This window comes from Algibacter pectinivorans (assembly GCF_900112595.1).
GTDB classification, from domain to species: Bacteria; Bacteroidota; Bacteroidia; order Flavobacteriales; family Flavobacteriaceae; genus Algibacter_B; species Algibacter_B pectinivorans.
The window spans coordinates 438512-462491 of record NZ_FOMI01000001.1; the positions used below are offsets into that span (position 1 = coordinate 438512).

Sequence of the window (23980 nt, forward strand, 5' to 3'; positions counted from 1 at the left end):
TAATATTGAGACCGAAAACTTCATGAATGTAAAAACAAAAACTTACTACATACTTAAACGTCTTATTTTATCTTTTGTTTTGGTACTAACAGCATGTGGTGAAGATTTTGTACCAAAACCAAAAGCCGAGTTACGCTTAGACTATCCAAAAGCTAAATATGTGGATGCGCATTTAAATTTGCCTTTTACTTTTGAAAAAAATTTACTTGCAACTAAAGTGGCGTTAGAAGAGTTAAAATCCCCAACCAAAAGCTATGGCGTTAATTTAGAGTACCCAACTTTAAAGGGCACTATCTTTTTAACTTACAAGGCTATTAATCAAGACAAAAATAATTTGCAAGCCTTTTTAAGAGACGCTCAAAAATTTACCTTAGAGCACACTAAAAAAGCAGACGAAATTCCTGCCTATCCGTTTGAAGATAAACAAAGAAAGGTGTACGGTATGCTATCTGAAGTTAAAGGTAATGTGGCATCGCCAGCACAGTTTTATGTAACAGACAGTATAAATCATTTCCTAACAGGATCGCTATATTTTTATGCCAAACCCAACTACGACTCCATTTTACCGGCAGCCAATTATTTGCAAAAGGACATTAAACACATTATGGAAACCATAAGCTGGAAATAAAAAAGGCTTCCTACACGGAAACCTTTTTTTTAATTATGTATTTGTAAAAAAAATAAATTACGCTGCCTTTTTAACGCAACATGCTTCTTTACAATCTGGCTTACAAGCCATTTTTTCGGCGTCTTTTAAACCTGCCTTACAACACGCTTTCTCGCAACCTGGTTCGCAAGTTTTTTTGTCTTTATCTGCACAACACGCTTTTTTACAATCGGCAGCACAAGCTTTTTCCTTAGAGAAATCACTAACCGTTTTCATGTTACTTACCTTATAAACATCGGCAACATTAACTACGGCATCTTCCAAAGATTTTGGAGTTACCTTGGCTTCATCATATTCTACCATGGCCAATTTTTTATCAAAAGAAACCGTTGCAGATTTCACCCCATCCATCTTTGAAATTTTCTTTTGTATAGTCGCAGCGCACCCTATTTGGCACGTCATACCATCTATAGTAAATTCTGCTTTAGCATAAGTGGCATTAGGATCTAAATTTTTAGCCACCGCATTTTCAACCTCAACAGTTTTTACTTCAGGACTTTTATCGTTTTTACAGCTACTAGCAAAGATAGCAACTAGTGCGAGTGTTAAAATTAGTTTTATTGAATTCATTTCGGTTTTATATTTTATTATTACTCCTGCAAATTTACTAAATATTGAGTTTAAGCCCTTTATAAAAACAAGTAATAATAAAACAAATTATACTTTAAAACTTGCTAATTCCTTAAAAATTAATCCAATAATTATAATATTTCAAAAAAAATGCCGAAATTTAAGAGAATCAATACTTTTAAAATATGAAAAATTTATCGCTTCCCATTCGTTTCGGTTTAGTTACAAGTGCCGTATTGATAGCTTATTTCTTGGTATTATCGCTAGTTGATAAACATACAAATCCTGCCTTTAGTTTTGTAAATGCCATAATTACTGGCTTTGGTATTTACGAAGCTATACGCATTTCAAAAATAGAAAACCCCGAAAAATTCTCGTATGGCGAAGGTTTTAAAACAGGTGTTATAACGGGTTTTATTGCAACCTTAGCATTCACCATATTCTTTTTATTCTACACCACAGAAGTAGACCCAACATTTTTATCGGAATTAATTAAAAAATTTAACGGTAATTTTAACCTCGATATGGGCATGATCACCTTTGTTGTTGCAGTTATGGGGCTAGCTACTACGGTAGTTGCTTCACTTACAGTTATGCAACTTTTTAAAAAAAGCAGAAATATGACTTAAATTTAACGATAACGTTTGTAGATTAATTAATTAGCAGTATATTTGCACTCATTTTTGAACAAAATTAATTAATAAAAACGTTACGCTATGTACGCAATTGTAGAGATAGCAGGGCATCAATTTAAAGTTGAAAAAGACCAAAGAGTTTTTGTTAACCGTTTAGCAACAGAAGAAGGTAAAGCAGTGTCTTTCGACAATGTACTTCTTTTAGGCGATGGTGACAATGTAACTGTAGGCGCCCCAGCTATAGATGGAGCACAAGTTAGTGCAAAAGTCTTAAAGCACCTTAAAGGTGATAAAGTAATAGTATTCAAGAAGAAAAGACGTAAAGGTTACCGTGTAAAAAACGGACACAGACAATCTTTAACTGAAATCGTAATTGAATCAATAGTGTCTTCTGGTGCTAAAAAAGCAGCTCCAAAAAAAGAAACTAAAAAAGCTGAACCAAAAGTAGAAGCGAAAGCTGCTGCTCCTAAAGCTGCTAAAAAAGCAACAGGAAAAGCTGACGATTTGAAAAAAGTTGAAGGTATTGGTCCAAAAATTGCAACAACTTTAATTGAAGCTGGAATTTCAACTTTTGCTGAATTAGCAAAAACTGATGCCGCTAAAATTTCTGAGATTATTGCAGGTGTACGTGGAAATCACGTTACAGATACATGGCCAGCACAAGCTCAATTAGCTGCCGATGGTAAGTGGGATGAGCTTAAAAAATGGCAAGACGAATTAGATGGTGGTAAAGCTTAATAGCAACCACTTAAGTATAACAATATAAAAACTTAAGACAATGGCTCACAAAAAAGGAGTAGGTAGTTCTAAGAATGGTAGAGAATCAGAATCGAAACGTTTAGGCGTTAAGATTTTTGGTGGACAAGCTGCCATTGCTGGAAACATTATATTAAGACAACGTGGTAATACACATCACCCAGGTGAAAATGTATACCAAGGAAAAGATCATACTTTACATGCATATGTTGATGGTATTGTAAAGTTTACAAAGAAAAAAGATAACAAATCTTATGTTTCTATTGAGCCTTTTGATGCTTAAGAAATAATTTTCTTTTAAATTTTTAAAAGCCCTTTCTGTAAAACAGAAAGGGCTTTTGTTTTTATTAATAAAAAATTAATATTAAAACCATGTTCATGTAAAGTTTGCTCTCTTAATTTGGTAATTTATACCCTACCTTATTATGCTAATTTTAAAACAACTAATACCACTAGTATTTTGGGCTATTAGCCTCAACCCCTTATACAAACAAGTAAGTACAGACCAAGGTAAGATAATTAACAAAATAAATAGCATAAATACAGCCATAAACCTAGCTAAAAGCACAAACGATACGCTAGCAATAACTAAGCAATATATATTATTAGCAGACCTTTACAAGTATCTAGGGATAGATAGTGAAGCTATAAAAAACTACCATCTAGCAAAAGACATCCACACTAAAAAAGACACGTTGTCCGTCTATGCAAATAATCAAATTGCTGCCATACACCTAAAATTAAACAAGTATACCAAAGCGTTAAACTACTGCAATGCTAACATACCATTAGCACGACTAATAAAATATAAAAAAGGTTTAGCTAGTGCATACGCAATTTTGGGTAGCGTTTACGAAAAGCAAAAAGAATACAATACCGCCATATACAACCAAAGAAAAAGTTTACAAATATTTAAAACTTTAAACGATAGTACAGGAATTGCACTAACAAATGAAAACATTGGGAGTATTTATGAAGATTTAGAACTTTACGATCTGGCTCTAAATTATTTTGAAAAAGCTTATGATTTTGAGCCCACTGAAACTTCAAACCTAAAAATTAACATAATTAACAACCTCGCTGATATTTACAGAAAACAAAAACAATATAACCAAGCGCTTAAATTAACAGAAAAAGCTTTAACTCTCGCAAAAAACCAAAAAAATAAGAAACAGGAAGAAAGTGCCCTTAGAGATTTAGCTAGAACTTATGCTAAACTAAAAAATTACAAGGCAGCATACCAATACTTAAACAAACAAAACTTAGTTAATGAAGAGCAACTTAAGCAACAAAACACACAACTAGTAAGTGCAATGGAAGTACTTTATAATGTAAAAGAAAAAGAAGCTCAAGTAGCTATTCTAAATAAACAAAACCAAATAAATAAAACGCAACAAATAGCCATTATATTTACATCCTTAACCATAATTTTAGTGTTTATTATTGGCTTAATTCATTTAAGAAAACAAAAAAAGCAAGAGCAACAGCTATTAACATACAAGCAACAATTATTACAAGCAGATTTAGATATTAAAACTACCGAAAAAGCTTCACTAAAAAGAGAAATTGACATTAAAATTTCTTCATTAACAAATTACAGCTTAAACTTGGCACATAAAAACAAACTGCTTGCAGATATTTCTAGAACACTCCTTAATTTAAAAGACAGAAACCCAGAAATGGTTAAAAACACGCTTAAAGATACTGTAAAACTTATTAATTCCGAGTTAAAAAAAGAAAACGAATGGACAGAACTCATGACATATTTTAGTCAAATAAATCCTAGTTTTTTAAAAAACTTAAAAAAACAAGTTCAAGAGGAGTTAACATCTTCTGAAATACGTTTATGTATGCTGCTTCGTTTAAACTTATCATCAAAAGCCATAGCTTCAATATTAAACATAACTCCAGACAGTGTTCGTATAGCTCGATATAGAATGCGCAAAAAGCTTCCGCTATCTTCAAAAGAAGACCTACAATACTATATTTTAAACATTTAATTATTTTAACAAAACATCAACACAATATTATCTCACTGTTAATGTTGCTATCGTTTATAGGCTAATTTCATTCCTAAACCACAGTTTATTAACATCAATTTTAAATAAAAACAATGTTGTAAATATAGTTTTGTAGTAAACAAAAATTAAACAACAACATGAGAAAATTACATTTTATAACATTTTTAACCATGTTAATAACCTCTTATGTCTTTTCGCAAAGCGGAAATGTACAAGGTGTTATAACAGATAGTAATGGTATTACTGTACCAGGAGCAACAGTGGTCATTTCAGAGCTTAAAAAAGGTGCCGTTTCTAATTTTGATGGTAAATTTACTTTAGTAGATATTCCAGAGGGCAACTACAACTTACTAATCGAGTATATAGGCTATGCTGATTATAATGAAACCATTACAATAACTGCAGGTAAAACGGTATCGGTAAACATCCACTTATCTGCCGAAAACACAGAATTAGATGCCGTTGAACTTACAGCCTACTCTATTGGTAGTCAAGCTAGAGCATTAAATACGCAAAAAAATAAAACCAACATTACAAACATTGTTTCTACCGATCAAATAGGCAAATTTCCAGATGCAAATATTGGAGATGCCGTTAAGCGTATTCCAGGTATTACCATGAAAGTAGATCAAGGTGAAGCAAGAAACATTATTATTAGAGGTTTAGCACCTCAACTAAACTCGGTTACCTTAAACGGAAGCCGAATTCCTTCTGCCGAAGGCGATAATAGAGAAGTGCAAATGGACTTAATTCCATCGGATATGATTCAAACCGTAGAAGTTAACAAGGCCGTTACTCCAGATATGGATGCCGATGCGCTTGGTGGTTCTGTAAATTTAATTACTCGCACATCTCCTCAAGGATTCAGGTTATCTGCAACCGCAGGTTCTGGGGTAAATTCTATTACAGGAAAACGAATTTTAAACGGATCGTTTTTATTAGGAGATAGAAGCGACAACGGAAAATTTGGATGGCTAGTATCCACATCCATAAACGATAACGATTTTGGAAGCGATAATTTTGAAGCCGAATGGACCGACGAGTTTGAGTTTAATAATGGCGACGAAGATAACCTGGAGGAAATTGATGTTAACCCGTATACAAACGTATTCGAAATAAGACAATATTTAGTACAACGAATTCGTAGAAGTTTTTCAGCCAATTTCGATTATAAATTTAACGACAACAACAGCATCTATTTTAAATCCATTTACAACTGGAGAGACGATCGCGAAAACCGTTTTGTTCTAGAACACGAAATTTTAGATGGTGAAGATATTGAAGCAGGCGATTTTACGGTTGATGGAAACGGAAACTTAACTATGTTTCCAGTTGAAGCAAAACGCGAAACAAAAGCTGGAATTGATAATAACCGAAACAAAAATACGCGTTTAGAAGACCAACGTATGCTAAACTTTAGTTTAGGCGGAAACCATTTAATTAAAAACTTACAAATAGATTGGATGACCTCCTATGCAAAAGCCTCAGAGGAGCGCTTAAACGAGCGATATTTAGTTCACGAAAGCGAGTATAACATAAATTATAACAACGACCCAAAATATCCGCTATACACTCCAGTTAACGCAGATGATGCCGCATATAACAATTTTGAGTTTGATGAACTAACCGAAGAAAACCAATACACCGAAGAAAACGATGTAAATGTATTTGTAAACTTTAAATTACCATTAAACTTATTTAATAGCAGCGATGGCTTTTTAAAATTTGGTGTTCGTGGGCGTTTTAAAAACAAAAACAGAGATAATGATTTTACCGAATATTCTCCTGAAGATGCAGCCTTCGATTTACTAGGAACTCTTCCTACTAGAAATTATACGGACCCAGATTTTTTAGCAGGACAACAATATGCAATAGGCTCTTTTGTTACTCCAGAATTTCTTGGAAGTTTAAATTTTACAGACGCTACACTATTTGAAGGTGAAGATTTAGTAGATGAGTACCAAAGCGGAAATTTTGATGTTAACGAAAATGTTTATGCGGGTTACGTAATGACTAATCAACAATTAACAGATAAATTAAGTGTTTTAGCTGGGGTTAGAATTGAAAGTACCAATTTAGATTCTGAAGGTTACAGATTAACCTTTATTGAAGAAGATGAAGATGCGGGCATTGATGAAGACATTATTGTTGAAGCTGTTAAAGAAACAAACTCTTACGTTAACATTTTACCGGGCTTACATTTTAAATATGATTTAAACGATAATACCGTTTTTCGTTTTGCTTGGACCAATACCTTAGCGCGTCCAAACTACGCAGATCTAATTCCTAGAGCAGAAATAATTAATGAAGACAGCGAAATTGTACTTGGTAACCCAGATTTAGATCCAACAACATCTATGAATTTTGATGTTATGGCAGAACACTATTTTAAATCTGTAGGTATCTTATCTGGAGGTGTATTTTATAAAAAAATAAACGACTTTATTTACACCTATCAAACCGAAACAACCGATAACACTTATGGCGATGACACTACTGGTTACGAAGTTTACCAGCCTTTAAACGGCGATGATGCTTCCGTTTTAGGCTTCGAGTTTGCTTTCCAAAGAAAACTAGATTTCTTACCTGGTTTTGCTAAAGATTTAAGTATTTATTTAAACTACACGCACCTTACTTCTAACGCTAATGGTATTAGAAACGAAGATGGCGACGAACGCGACGATTTGGGCTTACCAAACACAGCTCCAAATATGTTTAATGCCTCATTAGCATATGCAAATAAAAAGCTTAGCGTTCGCCTTTCAAGTAACTTCTCGGACTCTTATATTGATGAAATTGGAGGAAATGCCTTTGAAGATCGTTACTACGACAAACAATTTTTCTTAGACTTTAATGCTAACTATACCTTTGGTAACGGTTTAAGCGCTTATACAAGTTTAAACAATATTACTAACCAACCATTACGTTTTTACCAAGGTGTAAGTAGCCGTACCATGCAAAGTGAGTTCTACGGCCAACGTTTTACTATAGGTTTAAAATACGATTTATTTAAAAAATAAAAAATGAAAAAATTATTATATACGTTTAGTTTAATAGCCCTTTTGGGATCTTGTAAAAAACAGTTACCAGTTATTAAACCTACGGTTATTACAGAAAAAACACCAAACGACACAGACGATCCCGCAATTTGGATAAACCCTAAAGATGCGTCAAAAAGTATTGTTTTTGGTACCGATAAAAAAACTAACGGTGGGGTTTATGCTTTTAATTTAGATGGGGAAATTATCCATGAAAAAAGTATAACAAACATACAACGCCCAAATAATGTCGACTTAGAATACGGTTTTAAACTAAACGATTCTACACAAACCGATATTATTGCGTTTACCGAACGAGAACTGCAGCAAATTCGTGTGTTTTCTGTACCAGACATGAAACCTTTAGATGGCGGTGGTTTTAAAGTTTTTACCGATGCAACAGAACTAGAACACAATGCACCCATGGGCATCGCGCTATATAAATCGGCTAAAACCGAAACTGTATATGCCATTGTTGGCAGAAAATCGGGGCCAAAAACAGGATATTTATATCAATATGAATTGGTTACAGATAGCTTAGGTGTGCACGCCAATTTGGTAAGAAAGTTTGGAAACTTTAGCGGTAAAAAAGAAATTGAAGCCATAGCGGTCGATAACGAAAATGGGATTGTGTATTATTCTGATGAAGGCCATTGCATTCGAAAATATTATGCCGAACCAAGTATGGGCAACGAAGAGTTAAGCTGTTTTGGCAGCGAATACTTTACAGATGATATTGAAGGTATTGCTATAGCAAAATATAAAGACAAAGGCTTTTTAATAGTATCTAACCAACAAGCTCACAGTTTTAATATTTTCGATTTAAAAACCAATGCATTTATAAAAGAACTTAATTTAGGCACTATTGAAACCGATGGTTGCGATGTTACAACTGCAGCTTTAGGTAATAAGTTCCCTAACGGTTTATTTGTTTCTATGAACGATGAAAAGAATTTCTTTTTTCATGATTTAGCACTACTAGAACTAGATTAATTTTTTTTGAGGTTAATTGTTGTTGAAGCTCTTTCTTTTTACAGAAAGAGCTTTTTTAATTATAGCCATAACTAAAGCATGACTACACCTTAGTATTGAAAATCTTTATTTATTTAAAATATCGTTTACAATTTTTAAATGATGGTTGGTATGCATATATAAAAAACGAAGGGTTTTTCTTTTAGGCAACTTTCCAAAAATAAAATGTTTGTAAAAGGCGTTTTTTGGTAGTACTTCCAGTTTTTCAATATGAGATTTTGCAATTTGTATTTGGCTTATTAAATCTTCAGCACTAATAATCTCTGGGGGTAAAACGGCTTTTGGCGCCTTAACCTTACCTCGAGGAAAATAACCTAACGGAAATAATACAGTACGCATAAGGTTAAATTTATATTGATACTCGTTAGGATTCGAGTTTTCTGTCCATTCGCTAACCGCATTAAATACTTTTAGAGCATGGTCTACTTGCCAACCAATACTAACTTTGGAAACCGAAGGATTTTTTACGTCCTTTTTAGGTATAAGCCCTTCTATTTTTGCTAACTGAGCTGTTAATTTATTTATCGATTTATCTGCCATAAGAAAATTATTTTAAAAGTATTAATAAAATCCTTAACTTTAAAGTGTTGCATTCGCAATTTATCTATTGTTTAATTTTTAATTCTATAATTATGCTACCATTTAGATCTGAAATTAGAAACTCGCCTAGTAAGTCAACTATAAAGATTTATTTAAGTGATGAATCTTTAGATGCTAAAATTAAAAAACATTTAGAGCACTTTAATGAAATAGAAGAAATTGAACTTACCGAAAGTATTGGGCAAAATCGTGTTGGAGAAAACATTACTGTATTTTTAAAAGATGATGCCGATATTAGTAAGATGAAAAAATCGATAGACTCTAGTTTATGGTGGTATTTTGAAGAGGATATGGTTGATTAATAACGCTTTGTTTTTGCGTTAAGAATTGCTGACAAACATGTATGTTCATGTATATATTAATATGAATTAATAAGGCATGAATAAAAGCCCACAGCCCGACGAAGGAGGTGCGAAAACTTGCAGCCTATCGTTTAGGTATTACATGTTAGTTGGAAACTGAGTGAAGCAAAAATTAGCACCAAGGGCGATGTTAGTAAAACGCTAAGAAATAAAGAATACTCTTGGTTTTGAGTAGTGCTTAAATTATAATTAACTTAATTGTTCTAATTCGAATTTTAAATTTTCTTTAGCTTGACTTTCATATTTACTTATAAAATAATCAGTTTTAAATATTGAGTTTAATTCTATAATATTTTTTAAGGCTTTCTTCCTCCCTTTTCGATACATGAAATCCGGATAAACACGATATTCCTTTCTTATGTTTTTAGAATACTTTAAATATTCTTCAGTACTTTTTCCTAAAACCGAAAGATCTAGATCCAAGAGAATATTAGTATCATTATCAGTTGAGTGTTTATGTTCTTTAGTGGCTTCAATTTGATTTATACAATCAATAATACCATCAAATGATGTTTTATTAATTCTTTTTTCAAATACTATAGCACTTTGGTGCTCATTATCACTTTTTGTTGCTTTATAAACAATATCATGATAATATATTGAGAACAAAAGGGTGTCTAAATTCCTGATTTGTGATTTAACATTTTCTAGTTCAATCAGCATATTTTCCAAATGCTCAAGATTATGATAGTGTCTGGATTTGGATGTATATTGCTTCTCAATTTCACTCCAGCATTCCAAATTGTACTTTTCATTATCCGAATACTTTCTCATCAAATTCAAAAACTTTTCTTTTATCATCTCAATTCGGGTATTGTTCACATCAAATGCCATTAAACTAATCAATCTTTAAACCAACTGGAGTATTTTATATAAGCGTCGGCAATTCGGTTAATTTCGCCCAATACATGTGCTTCGCTTACGTTTTTAATTTTTTTTGCCGGTACACCTGCGTATATACTGCCCGACTCTACAACCGTGTTTTGCGTAATTACTGCGCCTGCTGCTACTATACTATTGCTTTCTATAACGCAGCCATCCATAATAATACTGCCCATACCTACTAAAACATTGTCGTGAATGGTACACCCATGCACCAAAGCATTATGCCCTACAGACACGTTATTACCAATGGTTGTACCCGCTTTTTGATACGTACCATGTATAACAGCACCGTCTTGGATATTTACCTTATTACCCATTTTTATAAAGTTTACATCGCCACGAACTACGGCGCTAAACCATACGCTACATTGGCTACCCATGGTAACCTCGCCTACTATGGTAGCATTTTCGGCTATAAAACAATTGTCTGGTATTACAGGCGAATGGCCTCTTACTGTTTTTATTACTGGCATAGATAATGTCTTTAAAAAAGGAGTCTTATAATTTTGAGTTCCTTTTAGTTTGTTTGTTTATTGTTTTTCTTGCTACGCTCGAAATTCATTTTGCTAATTGTAAAATTAAAGAATTCGATACAATTTATGAGATTCCCGTTTTTACGGGAATTTATTTAAAATAAGACAATAAGTCTGATTTCTTAGATGCCGAAACCATAATTTGTTTTCCATTGCTAAGCACTACGCTTCCTCCTTTTCCTTTAACGTATTTAACAACCTCGTTTACGTTTACTAAATAGGATTTATGAACTCTGGAAAAGCTTGAGTTACCTAAAGCTTCTTCAAAATACTTAAGCGTTTTGCTTACTATTTTCTTTTTATTGTTGTTAAGGTAAATCTCGGTGTAATTATCGTCGGCTTTACAATAAAGAATGTCCGGGGTGTTTAAAATCTCGAAACCATCTAATTGCGGAATGGTAATTTTACCTGCCACCGTATTAGTTTTTGGAACCAAAACTTGATCTTGTAGAGCGTCTTCCTTTGTTTTTATTTCGGTAACATAATCTACGGCTTTTATAAGCTCGTCTATAGAAATGGGTTTCATTAAATAGTAGCTAGCATGGGCGTTTAGCGCATCGATAGCATAATGGTTATAGGCGGTTACAAAAATAGTTTCGAAATTAATGTCGCCCACCTTATCTAACAAATCGAAGGCGTTACCATACGGCATTTCAACATCTAAAAACACTAGATCTAAATCATGATTACGAATTAAAACCAAAGCCTCATCTACATTTGATGCTTCACCTAAAACAGTAACGTTTGGACAGTATTTTTTAAGGTAATTTTTTAGAATTTTTCTACTGGTTTCTTCGTCTTCGACTATTATGGAGGTTAATTTCATATTTTTATGTTTAAAGCCTAATGTTAAAGGTAAGAATCAAAATTTGTGCTTGGTACTCCTAACCTTAGCTCTTTTTTAATCTTTTTTTAGCGTTACAACTACTTTGGTTCCCGTGTCCTCTTCGGCTTGAAAATCGTCAATTAAAACATCTACCTTATCCTTATACATTTCGTTTAAAATAGACACTCGCTTTTTAATATTACCCATGCCTTTTGAGTTTTGTTTTTGTTGGTTTTCGGTTTTTAACGCCTTAGATTTTTCACGCCCTATACCGTTATCTGTAATGGTGATTTTAATTTCGTCGGGCTTGGTTTGAGCAATACTAATATTAAGCATTCCCTTGGTTTTCTTATACCTTAAACCATGCCAAACAGCATTTTCTATGTACGGTTGTAGCAGCATTGGCGGTATTACAAAGTCTTTTACTATAATGTTTTCATCAACATTTATAGTATAATCAAATTTATCTTTAAACCTAAAATGTTCTAGTTTGGTATAGAGCTCGATAAGTTTTAGCTCTTTTTCTAATGGGATAAAATCTTCTTCACTGTTTTCTAAAACGGCTCGCATTAACAAAGAAAAATCGGTTAGATATTTATTTGCTGTACGCTCATCGTTTGATGCTATAAAGCTATTAACGGAGTTTAAGGCATTGAATATAAAATGCGGATTCATTTGACTTCTTAAACTTTTAAGCGCCAATAAATTATTTGCTAATCGTTGTTGTTTAATGTATTTAAACATTAAAAAGGCTCCTATTAATAAAAGGATTAACCCACCAATTAAAGAGTAAATAATAAGTTTTTGGCGTTTGGCCTGCTCTATGGATAATTGATATTTACTTTCGGATAGTTGCCTGTCGCTTTCCAAACTAGAAATGCGGTTTTGTTTACTTACAATATCTTTACTAAACCTTGCTGCTTGCGATATTTCTTGCTCTTTCTTGGAATATAATTTATCTACCAATTCCACATAATCTTGATACGCTAACAAGGCTTTATTAAACTGTCCTGCATCTCTATATACTTCCGAGAGTCTTCGTGTAGCATCTTTTTGAACCACTAAATCGGCCTTATTACCAGCCTCTTCAATACTGCGTTCTAAATACGGAATGGCGCTATTATAATCTTTTTGAGAGGCATAAGCGTTACCAATTTTATAGTTCTGCTTTTGCGGTGTTAATGGGCTTTCGTTATCAATATCGTCGGTTTCACTTTCAATTTCGCTAATGGTATTAAGTGCTTCCTTTCTTAGCTGAATTTCATCTGAATAATTATTAGTTTCATTTTGAAAATCGGCTACTTTAATTTGTTCCTCGACGGCTCGTTTCTTGTTTTCGCTATTGGCTAACTTTAAAGATTTATTAAAAAAGCCTTGTGCTTTTTGTGTTTCACCTTGGGCGTTGTAGGCCTGACCTAACTTAGAGTTTAAATCGGTTATTTTAGGTGTTATTAAATGCTTTTTGGCTACTTGCAATCCATCTTCGTAAGCTCCAATAGATAGGTTGTACGACTTGGTTAAAAGGTACACATCGCCTAAGCCTTCATATAAACTGGTTAGCTGCCAATTTGTTAAACTACTTTTATTTATAGCATTGTAAACCTGTAAACTTTCTTGATAGTTTTTATTGAGCTTATACGCCTTAGCCAGCTTTAACGAAACCTCGTTTAAACTTCTATTTTGCAAACTAATTCTATAATTAGAAACTGCTAAATCGTATTGTTTCCAATACATATAAATATCGCCTAAAACCTCGTAGGCTTCACTATTTTGTTTTGTTGAACTAGCTTCAGAAAGCGCATCAGCAATAAACTGAATACTTTTTTTTGCATCTTTTTTTAAATATACTTCTGCCGAATCTATTAACGGCGTAAATAATTCTTTTTGGTTTCTAGAAATAGATTTAAACTTAGATAATTTTGATTCCTCCTCGTAATTTGGCTCTACTTCTACTCGAATACGCTCGCTACTTTTAATAGTATAAAATACGGTTTCAAAATCTTTATGCCTTATGGTTAACTCGTCGCCTTCTCTAGCTTCAATTCTAAATTCGCCATGAATATCGGTAGCCGAATAGCCACCACCATTAACTTCAATATTAACATCGGGAATGGGTTTTTGAGTATCACTCTCAACCACCAAACCGCGCACTGTAAACTTAGGCCCTTGGTTTAATCCGTCGCGCGTGTTTTGAGCCTGCACAAACAGGCCACACAACACAAAACAGGTTATACATATATATTTAATTACCGACTGCATACTTTATTTTAAGTAGCTAAACTTACGCACTTTACTTGGTAAAAGAAAATGTGTGTTTAACAAAACCGTGTATTTACATCACTAAAAATTAGACTTTACGAATTTAGTGGGTTTGTTTACTCAATAAAAAAGCCCTTTTACTCATTCTTCATTTTATAAGAATTATGTTGGGCATAGTTTTACGTTGTAGATCAATACGTCCAAAATAGGGCGATTAATAATACTTCATTAATCTTAAAACGAAAAACCATGAAAACGTATTTTAAAACGGCTTTAGTTTGCGCAACTTTAGCGGCATTCACCACTTCTTGCAAAGCAGAAAACAAAAAAGAACCTATTGCATTAAACGACACCAAAACCAATCATCCAGAACCCAACAAACAATTTATTAAGGTGGCTTTATTATTAGATACTAGCAATAGTATGGATGGTTTAATAGACCAAGCAAAAGCTCAACTTTGGGATATTGTAAACGAACTATCTTATGCCAAATGTGGCACTAGCAAACCCAATTTAGAAATTGCTTTATATGAATATGGCAATGATAGACTTAACGGAAACGAAGGCTATATTCGTCAGGTTTTAGCCTTTAGCGACGATTTAGATGATATATCAAAAGAGCTTTTTTCGTTAACCACAAATGGTGGCGAGGAGTATTGCGGGCAAGTGATTCAAACCTCATTAAACCAATTAAATTGGGGTAAAAATGCCGACGATTTAAAACTTATTTTTATTGCAGGAAATGAGCCTTTTACACAAGGAAAAGTAAATTATAAAGATGCCTCCGCCAATGCAAATGAAAAAGACGTTACCGTAAACACTATTTTCTGTGGCAATTACAACCAAGGTGTTTCTAGCCATTGGAAAGATGGTGCGCAATTAACAAATGGTGATTATATGGCTATAAATCAAGACAAAGCAACCGTACATATAGCATCGCCTTACGATGACGCTATTTTAATTTTAAATAAGAAATTGAATAAAACGTATGTCGCCTACGGAGCTAAAGGTAGCCGAAAAATGGCGCTACAAGCAGAACAAGACATGAATGCAAGTGGCTACAGTAAAGCCAATGCTGTAAAGCGAACAGTAAGTAAAAGTTCGCATTTATATAAAAATAAAAGTTGGGATTTAGTGGATGCTGTAGAGCAGGAAGAAGTTGTTATTGAAACTATTAATGACGATGAGTTACCTACAGAATTAAAAGGCAAGTCGAAATCTGAAATTAAAGCCTATGTAGACGCCAAAAGTAAAGAACGAGAACGCATTCAAAATGAAATTACTGATTTAAACGCCAAACGCGTAGCATACATTTCTGAGCAAAAAAGTGAACAAACCAACAACTTGGAAAACGCTATGACTCATGCTATAAAAGAACAAGCAAAACGAAAAAAGTATACGTGGAAATAACTATTTAAAGCCCATTCAAAATAAAAATCCCGCTTAGTAGCGGGATTTTTATTTATTCATTTATAACGAGTATTAGTTAACTGCTGGACAATTACACGCATATTTTTTACGGCGACAACCAAAGTTATATCCCAATGTTATTTGATGAAAACCACCACTTGTAAATACTATAGGATTGGTTTGATAGGTATAAGTATAAGCAAACATAAAATTGTTATAGTTTGCACCAATTATTCCTGTTACTTGGTTTAATTTTTGACTATTTACACTGGTACCATCTAAATATTCGGCACCATCTAAACTTTGTCTGTAGGAAGCTCCTGCCCATAATTTACCAAACTCCACTTCCTTGTAAACTTTACCATTAAAATCGAGACTAGACTCTTTGGTTAAATCTCTGTATTGAAATAATACAGAAGGCTCGTAACTCCAATCGCTACCAAACCTACTAAATACATTTCCTACCGAAAACAAATAACGTCTTAGGTTGCTTGTTATTTCTAAATCACTGTTAACCCCAGAATTGTTTAATAAATTCTTTACCGTACCATGTGCATAAAAGTCTAGGTAGTGGTAAGAGAATCCTAAATCCACATTAAAATTAGTTTCATTTTGCACAACACCATCAATTATTGGATCTGGAATAGGCGTACCGTCTAAAAACGTTGTTTCGTCTAATTGGTATTGAATAAAACCAGCACTTAAACCAAACGACAACATGTTTAAATCGGCTTCACTTCTAGAAAACATAAGGTGATGCGCATACGTTAAATACGCTCCTTTTTGCGAGTGATAGCCATTATTATCGGCATATACAATACCTCCAATTGCAGATTGAGATTCCCCTATTCTGCCATTAATACTAAGCGTGGTAAGTTTAGGTGCATCATCATGACCAAACCATTGTTGCCTTCCTGTTAATCTAACTTTAGAGCAATTGGCTATACCAGCCATAGATGGATGAATTAAATAATAATTATCGGTTAAATAATCTGTATAGATAGGCAGCCCTTCTTGAGCTGTTACCTTGTTTAAAAACACAACTGCTACTGCTATTAAAATAATAGTTCTAAAATTCATAAACTCTATTAGGAAGTAAGTTTAGTTTATTACAAACGCCATGATTATTAAAAAATTACATATAAAACAGACAAAATCAAGCTTTACTTTTTTGGCTATATTAATACAAGCAACAAAACTCAAATATATGGATAACTAAAGTTTTCTTTTAGTATTTTTGTAAAAAATTAGCTAAAATGAACACTTTCAAGGTTTCTGTGCAAGAAACATCAAATATAGCCATAGTAAAATTCGAGGTTAATCAATTTATTACAAAACATCAAAGTTTTGAATTTAATAATATTGACGAAGCTAAAAACGCACCATTAGCGCAACAATTATTTTACTTACCGTTTGTAAAAAAAGTATATATATCTGGAAATTTTATCGCCGTAGAGCGTTATGATATTGTACAATGGAATGACGTACAAAATGAAGTTAGAGAACAAATTGAGAGTTATTTAAACGATGGTGGTGTTGTAGTTGAAGAAGCTGCAACTGCAAAAAAAGTAGCAGTAACGGTTTATGCTGAAAGCACACCTAACCCATCTGTAATGAAATTTGTAGCCAACAAAAAAATGGTTGCGGCCCTTTTTGAGTTTACATCTATAGACGAAGCTAAACTTTCGCCTTTAGCTACAGAGTTATTTCATTTTCCGTTTGTAAAGAGCGTCTTTCTAGATGAAAATTATGTTTCTATAACTAAATATGATATTACAGAATGGCAAGACATAACAGTACAACTTCGTGAATTCATTAAGGATTATATCGAAAAAGGAAAAGATATTGTATTACCAGAAGCAGTAGAAAAACTAAAAAAATCTACCCAGCAAGTTGATAGCCATTTTGAATCTTTAGATGATGTTTCAAAAGAAATTGTAAACATTTTAGAAGAGTATGTAAAACCTGCAGTTGCTAGCGATGGTGGTAATATTCAATTTATTTCTTACGATTCAGCAAGTAAAAACGTAAGTGTAATGCTTCAAGGTGCTTGTAGTGGTTGCCCTTCTTCAACATACACCTTAAAAAGTGGTATTGAAAACATGCTTAAAGAAATGTTACCAGGAAAAATTGAAACTGTAGAAGCCATAAATGGATAAAACCATGTGACTTTTTTATATTTTAAGTGTCAAAAAATCATTACATTACAAAGTGTAATTGTTACAAACAACTTAAAACATAAAATCATGGCAGTATTAAAAGTAATTGAAGTTTTAGCAAATTCAGAAAAAAGTTGGGAAGATGCTACAAGAAAAGCAGTAAAACACGCATCAAAAAGTCTTAAAAACATACGTTCTGTATATGTTCAAGACCAAAGTGCAAGTGTAAAAGATGGTGAAGTATCAGATTTTAGAGTTAACTTAAAAATTACTTTTGAAGTAGAATAAATTTTACTTTAAAAATAACATACAAAGCGTTCAGTTTCTGAACGCTTTTTTTATGGAATAAATTCATTAATTTTAAAAAATAATATTTAAGTTATAAAAAAGAATGACATTAATAAGCCTAATACTTGTAGCTTTTGTAGCTCTAGAACACTTTTACTTTTTAATTCTTGAAATGTTTCTCTGGACCAAACCAAAAACTATTAAAGCTTTCGGCATAAAATCTAAACAATTTGCTGAAGACACTAAGATTTTAGCAGCCAATCAAGGACTTTATAATGGATTTCTAGCAGCTGGACTTATATTCTATTATTAAAAACGATATAAAAATCGCCATTTGCTTTCTTACTTGTGTGACTATAGCTGGTATATACGGGTCTTATTCTACAAAGCAAATAAAGTTATTTTATATACAAGCAGTACCTGCAATTATTACATTAATTATACTTTATTTTAATATTTAAAAATTTAAAAATTTACAAATTAAAAACATCATTAAAACATTATGGAATTAGAAAGTATTGACACACAAAAATGGATTGAATTAGGAACCGACTATGGCCTTAAAGTTATAGGAGCTATTGTTATATGGATAATTGGTTCTTGGATTATTAAAAAAATAAGAAACGGTATAGCCAAAGTAATGGCCAAACAAAACTATGATGAGAGCCTTCAAAAGTTCTTACTTAATCTTATAGGTTGGATATTAAAAATACTATTAATATTAACAATTTTAGCCAATTTAGGTATTGAAACCACCTCCTTTGCTGCAATACTAGCTGCCGCAGGTTTAGCAATTGGTATGGCTTTACAAGGGTCTTTAGCTAATTTTGCTGGTGGTGTTTTACTCATGATTTTTAAACCAATTAAAATTGGAGATTTAATAGAAGCACAAGGAGAACTTGGTGTTGTTAAAGAAATAGAAATTTTTACCACTAAAATATTAACTCCAACTAATAAAGAAGTAATTATCCCAAATGCTGCTTTATCAAATGGAAATATAACTAATTACACAACTGAAGGAAAATTACGTGTAGATTTAACTATAGGAGTAAGCTACGATGCAGATATTAAACAAACTAAAGAGGTATTAATGAAAGTACTTACAGATAATCCACAGGTTTTAAAAGATCCTGCCCCTTCTGTAAATGTTTCTGAACTTGCTGATAGCTCTGTTAATTTTGCTGTAAGACCGTATGCTACAGTAGCAGATTACTGGGATGTCTACTTTGGTACTATTGAAAAATGTAAACTTGCTCTTGATGCAGCTGGAATTGAAATTCCTTACCCACATCAAGTTGAAATTCAAAAGAAAGGGTAAAAGACCTTATTTATAAACTATAAGACCCTTCAATATTAATATTTTGAAGGGTCTTTTTTTTATTATTTGGCTTTCGGCTTTAAAGCCACAAATCACTTCAAAATACAAGGTTTAAATCATAGAAAATTTCCATAATTGCTGTAAGAAAAATAAAAAATTACTCTAAGAAATTTGCTTATTTAATTTAATTTAGTTTAATTTAGTTTAATTTAATTTGTAAAGAACATCAAAATATGTAATCATGAAAAAAAAACCTCTATTGTTTTTACAAATGATAATTGTTACTCTTTTTCTCGTAGTAGGAATAATTTCTTGTAGTAATGAAGATAAAACAGAAGAAACAGAAAATCTAGCTTTCGTAGACAAATACTCAGACTTAGATCAACTTATTCAAAACTTAAACAGCACATATAGTGGTCAAGAAGTTTTAGTTTCCATCAAATATGAATATAATGAAAATGCTGAATATGAATATAAGATATTAAATGAAGAAAAATTAGATATAATTACATCAACATTACTTTTAAAGGAGATAGGTTACAAATCTACTGGACTTTTCAAGTCTAAATTAGGTGCTAATAATAAAAGAAACGCAGGAGATAAATATAAATTAACTTGCTCTTCTGGAGGTAAAACTACAACAAAAACTTGTAGCGGTGTGTTTAGTTGTAAAAAATTTGCAGGTGATTGTTTAGACAAAGGGGGATGTTTAACTGTATGCAAAATTAAAGAATTAGTTTACATACCTCCTTATCCTATTGAAAAATTCGATACAAAAGAAATAGAATACACGCTACCTGAAGTTATTTTATTGCCAGATTTAGATAGCTAAAATTTAAGTTTAGAAAATATAAATTTTATAATGGCCTGTTATGTTAAGAAAAACTGACAGGTCTTTTTTACGACTTAGACTTCGGCTTTAAAGCCACAAAATCTTTTAAATAATACGGTTCGAAATAAGCGACATCTTCAAAGCTGTTTTCTTTATATTTTTGGTAAGCTAAAACGCTCATGTGGTTAGCAGAAGGAAGTTTATTATCTACAAAAATAGCGTTAGGATGATTAATTAACGTTTTTGTTTTTTCTACACCATTACCAATAAAATAAACCTTTCCTTGCTCTAAGTAGTTTTTAAATGATGTCTCATCAAGTATTTCGGCTTGTGTTTCTCGAATTTGTTTATAATCTAAATCGTAAATAGCAGAATACACCTCCATACGTCTTGCATCTAACATAGACACAACCACACCACTTTCCATTGTAACTTGGTAAGCCAAGGCATTTAAAGTTGGAACCGCTATTAAAGGTTTATTTAATGCAAAACAGAGTCCTTTAGCTGCCGAAACTCCAATACGTAAACCCGTATAAGAACCTGGACCTTTGCTAACGGCTATGGCATCTAAATCGTTTGACGTGATATTGGCTTCCTTTAAAACAGCATCAATATAGACATGTAGTCTTTCGGCATGCGAATAGTTTTTATCATTATCTTCTTTTAAAACAATGGTTTTACCATCTTTTGATAAGGAAACCGAACAGTTTGTTGTTGCGGTTTCTAGGTTTAAAATTAAACTCAAAATTATTTATATTTTTCAATGATATCTCCAATAACAAAAGAATCCAATTCGAAACCTTGAAGTCCAGGATAACCTTCCCAACGTACAATGCCATTTGGATCAATCAGTACGCAATGAGGAATCCCTCTAACTTCATAGCTGGTTTTTAGTCGTTCTTTAGTATCAATGGCACTATAGTATTCCATAACTGGAGATTTCATCTTGTTAACTATAGTTTTTGATTCGTCTGAAATACCAATAACTATTAAATCGTCTTTAAATTCATAATGATATCGATTAAGTTCTGGTATTGCTTTTATACATGGGCCGCACCATGTTGCCCAAAAATCTATTAATACAAATTTACCTTTAAAATCTGGTTTTTCAGAAAGCCATTTTTCAACAATTAACTCTGGCGCTTGCTTGTTTAAATATGACTTTGCCCAAAGTTGTTTTCCTTGCGCACAAACCGTCATACAAGAAAAAATCATTAACATAACCCCAAACTTTTTCATTTGTTAAAAGTATTAAAAATGAATTATTCAGTTAACGATTTTCCCATATAAAAATCTAAAACTTTAGTTTTAAAAACAAAATCGTACTTAGCATTAATTAATGAAGATTCTGCATTTATTAATTGTACTCTAGCTTGCTCTAAATCGAAAGTAGTCATTACACCAATATCAAAACGTTCTTTAGAGTTATTAAAAGATAAACTTTGAGATTCTAACGTTTTTTTTGCAGCCACAAAAGCCTTAAGAGCAGCCTGAGCATCGGTATAAGCTCGTTGGATACTAGACTCTAAATCTAACTTAGCTTGCTCTAAATTAAGCTTACTATTTTCTTCTTGAATTTTAGATTTTGCAACCGTTGTTTTATTTTGAAATCTAGAAAAAATTGGAATGTCTAAGCTTAAACTAAATCGATGACCTTTTTGCTGATTTAACTGTGTAAAGAAATCCTCTTCAGTATCAATTAAATTTGTAAAAAACACATTTGAACCAAATCCATAACTAGCAGAAAGTGTTGGGTAAAAACCACTTTTAGAAATTTCCGTGCCTAATACTGCATTTTCTACATTCTTTTCTGCCACCTTAATTTCGTTTCTATTTTCAAAAGCAAAATTTAAAATAGGATTTATATTATTATATAATAGAGCCTCAGAAGGAGTATCTATATTTATAATTTCAACTTCAAAACCGTTAAAAGGTATTTGTAATAATTGTGATAAGGTTAATAAGGCTAAATTAAAGTTATTCTCTGCTAATGTAACTTGCTGAGCATCTCTACTTAAAGTAGCCTCAGCATCATAAATATTTACTTTAGGTTGTAGGCCAGCATCTACCAACTCTTGCACCTGTTCTAGTTGCTTTTCACTAAATTGATATTGAGCTTCGGCGGTCTCAAAACGTTCTTTATTAAAAAGCACATTTAAGTATGCGTTAACTACATTTAATGAAACGTCATCTTTAATTCTTTCAAGCTCTAATTGATTTGTTTCTAATCTTAGTTGAGATTGTTTGTATAGGTTAGTTAACCTAAATCCATCAAAAACAGTTTGATTTACACCTATTCCAATACCAGTTCCATTATCTGTTCTATCTACAAACTGCCCTGGGAATAATTCTCTGCTACCAATAGATAAGGTATGATTCATATTTGCGTTTACAGATGGCAAAAAAGCACCTTTAGACGCAATAATGTCCTGTTCGTTATCAAGCAATCTATTTTTACTTTGTCGTATAGTAATATTGTTTTCTAATGCATGATTAACACACTCCTGTAAAGTCCATTTTTTTTGTTGAGCAAAAGTAAAGACCGTGCATAATAACGCAAAAACGATACCGATCTGTTTTATATTATTCTTCTTCATCTTCGTTATCTTTTGATGCTTTATTCCATACTTTAATTTTATCGCCTTCGCTAATACCTTCGGTAATTTCAACATTAATACCATCAGATAGCCCTAACTCCACATCCTTTTTATCAAACTTATTATCTCCATTTAAAATCTCTACAAAAGGCTTTTCGGTAAGTCTGTTGTATTGTAATAAGGCTTCTCTAATTACCAAAACACTATCTCTCGCTTCGATATCTATTTCCGCATTAGCGCTATAACCAGCTCTAATATTTGTGGTTGAATCGATAGTAACATCGGCTTTAATAGTAAATTGTACAGCACCATTTTCCTCGATACCTTTAGGAGCAACAAAGGTTAGTTTTGCAGGGAATTCTTTATCTCTTATAGCCCCAAGAATCACTTTTACTTCTTTACCTTCTTGTATTTTTCCAACTTCAGATTCATCTAGCTTACCTTCAAAAATCATAAGACTCATATCGGCAATGGTAGCAATAGTTGTACCTGCGTTAAAATTATTACTTTCAATAACTTGGTCGCCTTCTCTAACAGGTATTTCTAGAATTGTACCCGGAATTTGAGCAATAATATTTGTGTTTGCCGAATTTCCTCCAGAAATAGAACCACGTTTAATAATTTGATAATCGTTTTGAGCCTGATTTAAAGACTCTTTAGCTTGGTAAAACGACAACTCGCTGTTTTCAAAATCTTGCTGAGCAATTACGCCTTTGTCAAATAAAGTTCTATTTCTTTCAAAAAGCACTTTTGCATTATTGTACGATAATTTAGCCGTTGAAATTCTACTTTTTGCACTTACCAAATTTTGCTCGTTTGGTACCACTCGTATCGTTGCTATAAGTTCGCCCTTTTTAACAATATCGCCTTCCTCAACAAGTACCTTATCTACTATACCCGAAATTTGAGGTTTTAATTCAATTTCTTCCTCCGGATTTAATTTACCCGTTGCTACGGCTTTAGTATTAATAGAACTGTAAAAAGGTTCTTCTACTTTATAATCTACCACATCTTTAGAATTGGCATCTTTAAAATACTTTAAAACCCACACTAGCGCAATAAGGGCAACTAATATTAAAATAATTTTTACTATTTTATTCATTTGATTGTTGGTATTGGTTCTATGTTGTTACTTGCTATTCTATATCTAGTTTACTACAGAAAACGATTTTTAACGCCATAGAAGATTCAC

26 protein-coding genes are annotated in these 23980 nt (G+C 32.4%); 15 read left to right on the plus strand and 11 right to left on the minus strand.

Features of this window, described 5'->3' with window-relative positions:
- The first annotated feature begins 22 nt into the window (after nucleotides 1-22).
- A complete protein-coding gene (gene gldD, locus BMY96_RS02065; protein WP_092848780.1) occupies nucleotides 23-628 on the plus strand; it encodes a gliding motility lipoprotein GldD in 606 nt (201 codons plus the stop codon).
- A gap of 57 nt (nucleotides 629-685) precedes the next feature.
- Here gldD and BMY96_RS02070 read toward each other — a convergent pair whose 3' ends face one another.
- Nucleotides 686-1237 (minus strand): heavy-metal-associated domain-containing protein, encoded by a 552-nt coding sequence (locus tag BMY96_RS02070; protein WP_092848425.1) that lies wholly within the window; start codon nucleotides 1235-1237, stop codon nucleotides 686-688.
- 185 nt (nucleotides 1238-1422) lie between these two features.
- On the opposite strand from BMY96_RS02070, the gene BMY96_RS02075 reads away from it, so the two are divergent.
- The 6 genes from BMY96_RS02075 to BMY96_RS02100 all read left to right on the plus strand — a co-directional run bounded on the left by BMY96_RS02075 (nucleotide 1423) and on the right by BMY96_RS02100 (nucleotide 8680).
- Nucleotides 1423-1866, plus strand: a complete 444-nt coding sequence (locus tag BMY96_RS02075; RefSeq protein ID WP_092848429.1) for a DUF4199 domain-containing protein — start codon at nucleotides 1423-1425, stop codon at nucleotides 1864-1866.
- A gap of 87 nt (nucleotides 1867-1953) precedes the next feature.
- Complete coding sequence (rplU, locus tag BMY96_RS02080; RefSeq protein ID WP_092848431.1) at nucleotides 1954-2610, plus strand: 50S ribosomal protein L21; 657 nt, start codon at nucleotides 1954-1956, stop codon at nucleotides 2608-2610.
- Nucleotides 2611-2650: 40 nt separating this feature from the next.
- Nucleotides 2651-2911 (plus strand): 50S ribosomal protein L27, encoded by a 261-nt coding sequence (gene rpmA, locus BMY96_RS02085; RefSeq protein ID WP_092848433.1) that lies wholly within the window; start codon nucleotides 2651-2653, stop codon nucleotides 2909-2911.
- A 142-nt stretch (nucleotides 2912-3053) separates the two neighbouring features.
- The gene (locus BMY96_RS02090) at nucleotides 3054-4628 is read left to right on the plus strand and encodes a tetratricopeptide repeat protein (RefSeq protein WP_092848435.1); all 1575 of its coding nucleotides are present in this window, start codon (nucleotides 3054-3056) and stop codon (nucleotides 4626-4628) included.
- A gap of 158 nt (nucleotides 4629-4786) precedes the next feature.
- Nucleotides 4787-7669, plus strand: a complete 2883-nt coding sequence (locus tag BMY96_RS02095; RefSeq protein ID WP_092848437.1) for a TonB-dependent receptor — start codon at nucleotides 4787-4789, stop codon at nucleotides 7667-7669.
- Nucleotides 7670-7672: 3 nt separating this feature from the next.
- Entirely contained in the window at nucleotides 7673-8680 is a 1008-nt protein-coding gene (locus BMY96_RS02100) for a phytase (RefSeq protein WP_092848440.1), read from the plus strand.
- 105 nt (nucleotides 8681-8785) lie between these two features.
- Here the strand turns inward: BMY96_RS02100 and BMY96_RS02105 are convergent, their stop codons facing one another.
- A complete protein-coding gene (locus BMY96_RS02105; RefSeq protein WP_092848442.1) occupies nucleotides 8786-9259 on the minus strand; it encodes a DUF1569 domain-containing protein in 474 nt (157 codons plus the stop codon).
- Nucleotides 9260-9351: 92 nt separating this feature from the next.
- Between BMY96_RS02105 and BMY96_RS02110 the strand changes: the two genes are divergently transcribed.
- The gene (locus BMY96_RS02110) at nucleotides 9352-9621 is read left to right on the plus strand and encodes a hypothetical protein (RefSeq protein ID WP_092848445.1); all 270 of its coding nucleotides are present in this window, start codon (nucleotides 9352-9354) and stop codon (nucleotides 9619-9621) included.
- 249 nt (nucleotides 9622-9870) lie between these two features.
- On the opposite strand, the gene BMY96_RS02115 is transcribed toward BMY96_RS02110, so the two are convergent.
- The 4 genes from BMY96_RS02115 to BMY96_RS02130 all read right to left on the minus strand — a co-directional run bounded on the left by BMY96_RS02115 (nucleotide 9871) and on the right by BMY96_RS02130 (nucleotide 14184).
- Nucleotides 9871-10515 carry an HD domain-containing protein gene (locus BMY96_RS02115; RefSeq protein ID WP_245750520.1) on the minus strand — a complete coding sequence of 215 codons (645 nt, stop codon included), beginning with the start codon at nucleotides 10513-10515 and terminating at the stop codon, nucleotides 9871-9873.
- 8 nt (nucleotides 10516-10523) lie between these two features.
- Nucleotides 10524-11039, minus strand: coding sequence for a gamma carbonic anhydrase family protein (locus BMY96_RS02120; protein ID WP_092848448.1), 516 nt, complete (start codon nucleotides 11037-11039; stop codon nucleotides 10524-10526).
- Nucleotides 11040-11190: 151 nt separating this feature from the next.
- Nucleotides 11191-11925, minus strand: a complete 735-nt coding sequence (locus BMY96_RS02125; protein ID WP_092848450.1) for a LytR/AlgR family response regulator transcription factor — start codon at nucleotides 11923-11925, stop codon at nucleotides 11191-11193.
- A gap of 75 nt (nucleotides 11926-12000) precedes the next feature.
- On the minus strand, nucleotides 12001-14184 hold the full coding sequence (locus BMY96_RS02130; protein ID WP_092848452.1) for a histidine kinase: 2184 nt from the start codon (nucleotides 14182-14184) through the stop codon (nucleotides 12001-12003).
- Nucleotides 14185-14433: 249 nt separating this feature from the next.
- Between BMY96_RS02130 and BMY96_RS02135 the strand changes: the two genes are divergently transcribed.
- The gene (locus BMY96_RS02135; RefSeq protein ID WP_092848455.1) at nucleotides 14434-15594 is read left to right on the plus strand and encodes a VWA domain-containing protein; all 1161 of its coding nucleotides are present in this window, start codon (nucleotides 14434-14436) and stop codon (nucleotides 15592-15594) included.
- A 72-nt stretch (nucleotides 15595-15666) separates the two neighbouring features.
- Here BMY96_RS02135 and BMY96_RS02140 read toward each other — a convergent pair whose 3' ends face one another.
- Entirely contained in the window at nucleotides 15667-16674 is a 1008-nt protein-coding gene (locus BMY96_RS02140; protein WP_092848458.1) for a PorP/SprF family type IX secretion system membrane protein, read from the minus strand.
- Nucleotides 16675-16850: 176 nt separating this feature from the next.
- Here BMY96_RS02140 and BMY96_RS02145 point away from each other — a divergent pair, with 176 nt between their 5' ends.
- The 6 genes from BMY96_RS02145 (at nucleotide 16851) to BMY96_RS02165 (ending at nucleotide 20191) form a co-directional block, all read left to right on the plus strand.
- A complete protein-coding gene (locus BMY96_RS02145; RefSeq protein WP_092848461.1) occupies nucleotides 16851-17753 on the plus strand; it encodes a NifU family protein in 903 nt (300 codons plus the stop codon).
- 87 nt (nucleotides 17754-17840) lie between these two features.
- Entirely contained in the window at nucleotides 17841-18041 is a 201-nt protein-coding gene (locus BMY96_RS02150) for a dodecin family protein (RefSeq protein ID WP_092848464.1), read from the plus strand.
- 103 nt (nucleotides 18042-18144) lie between these two features.
- Nucleotides 18145-18354 carry a DUF1304 domain-containing protein gene (locus BMY96_RS16175; RefSeq protein WP_349267195.1) on the plus strand — a complete coding sequence of 70 codons (210 nt, stop codon included), beginning with the start codon at nucleotides 18145-18147 and terminating at the stop codon, nucleotides 18352-18354.
- Nucleotides 18355-18391: 37 nt separating this feature from the next.
- Nucleotides 18392-18502: a DUF1304 family protein gene (locus BMY96_RS16180; protein WP_349267196.1), complete on the plus strand. Its 111-nt coding sequence runs from the start codon at nucleotides 18392-18394 to the stop codon at nucleotides 18500-18502.
- Between the two features lie 41 nt (nucleotides 18503-18543).
- On the plus strand, nucleotides 18544-19359 hold the full coding sequence (locus tag BMY96_RS02160) for a mechanosensitive ion channel family protein (protein ID WP_092848466.1): 816 nt from the start codon (nucleotides 18544-18546) through the stop codon (nucleotides 19357-19359).
- 241 nt (nucleotides 19360-19600) lie between these two features.
- Nucleotides 19601-20191, plus strand: coding sequence for a hypothetical protein (locus BMY96_RS02165; protein WP_092848467.1), 591 nt, complete (start codon nucleotides 19601-19603; stop codon nucleotides 20189-20191).
- A 67-nt stretch (nucleotides 20192-20258) separates the two neighbouring features.
- On the opposite strand, the gene tsaB is transcribed toward BMY96_RS02165, so the two are convergent.
- From tsaB to BMY96_RS02185, 4 genes are read right to left on the minus strand one after another with little or no spacing between them, the layout of a single operon-like run.
- Entirely contained in the window at nucleotides 20259-20936 is a 678-nt protein-coding gene (gene tsaB / locus BMY96_RS02170; RefSeq protein WP_092848470.1) for a tRNA (adenosine(37)-N6)-threonylcarbamoyltransferase complex dimerization subunit type 1 TsaB, read from the minus strand.
- A gap of 2 nt (nucleotides 20937-20938) precedes the next feature.
- Entirely contained in the window at nucleotides 20939-21430 is a 492-nt protein-coding gene (locus BMY96_RS02175) for a TlpA family protein disulfide reductase (protein WP_092848472.1), read from the minus strand.
- Nucleotides 21431-21453: 23 nt separating this feature from the next.
- A complete protein-coding gene (locus tag BMY96_RS02180) occupies nucleotides 21454-22788 on the minus strand; it encodes a TolC family protein (RefSeq protein ID WP_175473494.1) in 1335 nt (444 codons plus the stop codon).
- On the minus strand, nucleotides 22775-23890 hold the full coding sequence (locus BMY96_RS02185) for an efflux RND transporter periplasmic adaptor subunit (protein WP_092848476.1): 1116 nt from the start codon (nucleotides 23888-23890) through the stop codon (nucleotides 22775-22777). Before BMY96_RS02185 ends, BMY96_RS02180 begins: the two co-directional genes overlap by 14 nt.
- Between the last annotated feature and the right edge of the window lie 90 nt (nucleotides 23891-23980).

What these genes read in the sequence shown, in the direction of transcription:
- gldD (WP_092848780.1), top strand. Translation starts at nt 23, where the DNA reads ATGAATGTAAAAACAAAAACTTACTACATACTTAAACGTCTTATTTTA.
- BMY96_RS02070 (WP_092848425.1), bottom strand. Translation starts at nt 1,237, where the DNA reads ATGAATTCAATAAAACTAATTTTAACACTCGCACTAGTTGCTATCTTT.
- BMY96_RS02075 (WP_092848429.1), top strand. Translation starts at nt 1,423, where the DNA reads ATGAAAAATTTATCGCTTCCCATTCGTTTCGGTTTAGTTACAAGTGCC.
- rplU (WP_092848431.1), top strand. Translation starts at nt 1,954, where the DNA reads ATGTACGCAATTGTAGAGATAGCAGGGCATCAATTTAAAGTTGAAAAA.
- rpmA (WP_092848433.1), top strand. Translation starts at nt 2,651, where the DNA reads ATGGCTCACAAAAAAGGAGTAGGTAGTTCTAAGAATGGTAGAGAATCA.
- BMY96_RS02090 (WP_092848435.1), top strand. Translation starts at nt 3,054, where the DNA reads ATGCTAATTTTAAAACAACTAATACCACTAGTATTTTGGGCTATTAGC.
- BMY96_RS02095 (WP_092848437.1), top strand. Translation starts at nt 4,787, where the DNA reads ATGAGAAAATTACATTTTATAACATTTTTAACCATGTTAATAACCTCT.
- BMY96_RS02100 (WP_092848440.1), top strand. Translation starts at nt 7,673, where the DNA reads ATGAAAAAATTATTATATACGTTTAGTTTAATAGCCCTTTTGGGATCT.
- BMY96_RS02105 (WP_092848442.1), bottom strand. Translation starts at nt 9,259, where the DNA reads ATGGCAGATAAATCGATAAATAAATTAACAGCTCAGTTAGCAAAAATA.
- BMY96_RS02110 (WP_092848445.1), top strand. Translation starts at nt 9,352, where the DNA reads ATGCTACCATTTAGATCTGAAATTAGAAACTCGCCTAGTAAGTCAACT.
- BMY96_RS02115 (WP_245750520.1), bottom strand. Translation starts at nt 10,515, where the DNA reads ATGGCATTTGATGTGAACAATACCCGAATTGAGATGATAAAAGAAAAG.
- BMY96_RS02120 (WP_092848448.1), bottom strand. Translation starts at nt 11,039, where the DNA reads ATGCCAGTAATAAAAACAGTAAGAGGCCATTCGCCTGTAATACCAGAC.
- BMY96_RS02125 (WP_092848450.1), bottom strand. Translation starts at nt 11,925, where the DNA reads ATGAAATTAACCTCCATAATAGTCGAAGACGAAGAAACCAGTAGAAAA.
- BMY96_RS02130 (WP_092848452.1), bottom strand. Translation starts at nt 14,184, where the DNA reads ATGCAGTCGGTAATTAAATATATATGTATAACCTGTTTTGTGTTGTGT.
- BMY96_RS02135 (WP_092848455.1), top strand. Translation starts at nt 14,434, where the DNA reads ATGAAAACGTATTTTAAAACGGCTTTAGTTTGCGCAACTTTAGCGGCA.
- BMY96_RS02140 (WP_092848458.1), bottom strand. Translation starts at nt 16,674, where the DNA reads ATGAATTTTAGAACTATTATTTTAATAGCAGTAGCAGTTGTGTTTTTA.
- BMY96_RS02145 (WP_092848461.1), top strand. Translation starts at nt 16,851, where the DNA reads ATGAACACTTTCAAGGTTTCTGTGCAAGAAACATCAAATATAGCCATA.
- BMY96_RS02150 (WP_092848464.1), top strand. Translation starts at nt 17,841, where the DNA reads ATGGCAGTATTAAAAGTAATTGAAGTTTTAGCAAATTCAGAAAAAAGT.
- BMY96_RS16175 (WP_349267195.1), top strand. Translation starts at nt 18,145, where the DNA reads ATGACATTAATAAGCCTAATACTTGTAGCTTTTGTAGCTCTAGAACAC.
- BMY96_RS02160 (WP_092848466.1), top strand. Translation starts at nt 18,544, where the DNA reads ATGGAATTAGAAAGTATTGACACACAAAAATGGATTGAATTAGGAACC.
- BMY96_RS02165 (WP_092848467.1), top strand. Translation starts at nt 19,601, where the DNA reads ATGAAAAAAAAACCTCTATTGTTTTTACAAATGATAATTGTTACTCTT.
- BMY96_RS02175 (WP_092848472.1), bottom strand. Translation starts at nt 21,430, where the DNA reads ATGAAAAAGTTTGGGGTTATGTTAATGATTTTTTCTTGTATGACGGTT.
- BMY96_RS02180 (WP_175473494.1), bottom strand. Translation starts at nt 22,788, where the DNA reads ATGAAGAAGAATAATATAAAACAGATCGGTATCGTTTTTGCGTTATTA.
- BMY96_RS02185 (WP_092848476.1), bottom strand. Translation starts at nt 23,890, where the DNA reads ATGAATAAAATAGTAAAAATTATTTTAATATTAGTTGCCCTTATTGCG.